Annotated in this window: 1 protein-coding gene; it reads left to right on the top strand. The window is 62.5% G+C overall.

Going from position 1 to position 1,411, the window contains the following annotated elements:
- Positions 1 to 121 precede the first annotated feature (121 nt).
- Positions 122 to 1,411 (top strand): IS4 family transposase, encoded by a 1,290-nt coding sequence (locus tag XI03_RS01620; RefSeq protein WP_152104167.1) that lies wholly within the window; start codon positions 122 to 124, stop codon positions 1,409 to 1,411.

Here is a 1,411-nt window from a genome sequence, read left to right as displayed (position 1 = left end):
TTCCTATTGCGGCACTCCATGGTTTGGACGGGGGTGCTGCGATGTTGTCACGGATTGACTGGACGCTGGGCCGGTTCGGGGATCGTCGTCTCGATAAAGGGGGGCGGCGCTCGCTGAACGCATGGTTGCGGGCAAAACTGTCTGCCTTCGGCAGCTCTCCAGGGGGAACCGCGCGCTGGAAGTGCGGTTCAACCGCTTTCTTGGCCATGACAAGGTGACGGTGGATCGGATCATCGAAAGCTGGAGCAATAGCACGGGCCCTGCCGTGGAAGGCCGCCACGTGCTGGCCATCCAGGACACCAGCGAGATCCACTTCAACACCACGCCGCAACGCCGGCGCGGGCTCGGAGAAATCGGCAAAGGCAATAACCACGGCGTGCTGCTGCACCCGCTGCTGGCTGTGGACGCCGACGACGGCAGCTGTCTTGGGCTTTTGAGCGGGCAGATATGGACGCGCGCAGGTCGCCGCACGACCTCGCATGATGATCGGGAATTATCGGACAAGGAATCGCAACGCTGGATATCGACTGCCGTGGCGGCAAGGCCGCTGCTCACCAAGGCCGCGGCGGTGACGGTGCTGGGTGACCGCGAGAGCGATATTTTTGCCCTTTATGCCAGCTCGGCCAAGCAACATTTCCACGTCATCGCGCGCAGCATGCATGATCGCAAGCTTGCCGACCGCAGCAGCCTGTATGAGGCCAGCGATGCCATGGCCGCGGTGGACCAGCGTATGATCCAACTGCCTGCGCGCGCCGCGCGGCCGGCTCGCCTGGCCCACCTCGAACTTCGCTTTGGCGCAATCGAGCTCGCCCGCCCGCAGAATAAGTTCTTGCACCATCTGCCGAAAAGCTTGCCGCTGGCGGTGGTCGATGTGCGCGAGATTAACGCCGAAACCGGCATAGAGCCGCTGCACTGGCGGCTTCTCACCTCTCACGAGGTCACCAGCATCGAGGACGCCTGGCGCATCGTCCAATGGTACAAGCAGCGCTGGATCATCGAGCAGTTCTTCCGCATCCTGAAGACACAAGGCCTCAAGCTCGAAGACAGTCAGATCGGATCCGCCGATCGGCTTCTCAAGCTGGTTGCGATCGCCGCCAAGGCGGCCGTCATCACCATCCAGCTTCTGCAGGCCCGCAATGGTGGTCGCCAGCCCATTCTCGCGGCCTTCGACAACGGCCAAATTGGCGCGCTCACAGCCCTCAACCAGCAACTCGAAGCCGCGAGCAAGCGACTAAAGAACCCACATCCGCCCGATAGTCTCGCTTGGGCCGCCTGGATCATCGGCCGTCTCGGCGGGTGGGATGGCTACCCATCGTCCAAGCCGCCGGGCCCGATCACCTTCAAAAACGGCCTCGAATACTTCAACGCCGTCGCAGCAGGATGGAGCCTCAGAGATATGTGCATGCCCTAG

The organism is Bradyrhizobium sp. CCBAU 65884, assembly GCF_028128835.1.
GTDB lineage: Bacteria > Pseudomonadota > Alphaproteobacteria > Rhizobiales > Xanthobacteraceae > Bradyrhizobium > Bradyrhizobium ottawaense.
This window is presented reverse-complemented; position numbering and strand designations above follow the sequence as displayed.

Bases quoted from the DNA above. Each gene is read 5' to 3' on its own strand.
- XI03_RS01620 (WP_152104167.1), top strand. From the start codon at position 122: ATGGTTGCGGGCAAAACTGTCTGCCTTCGGCAGCTCTCCAGGGGGAAC.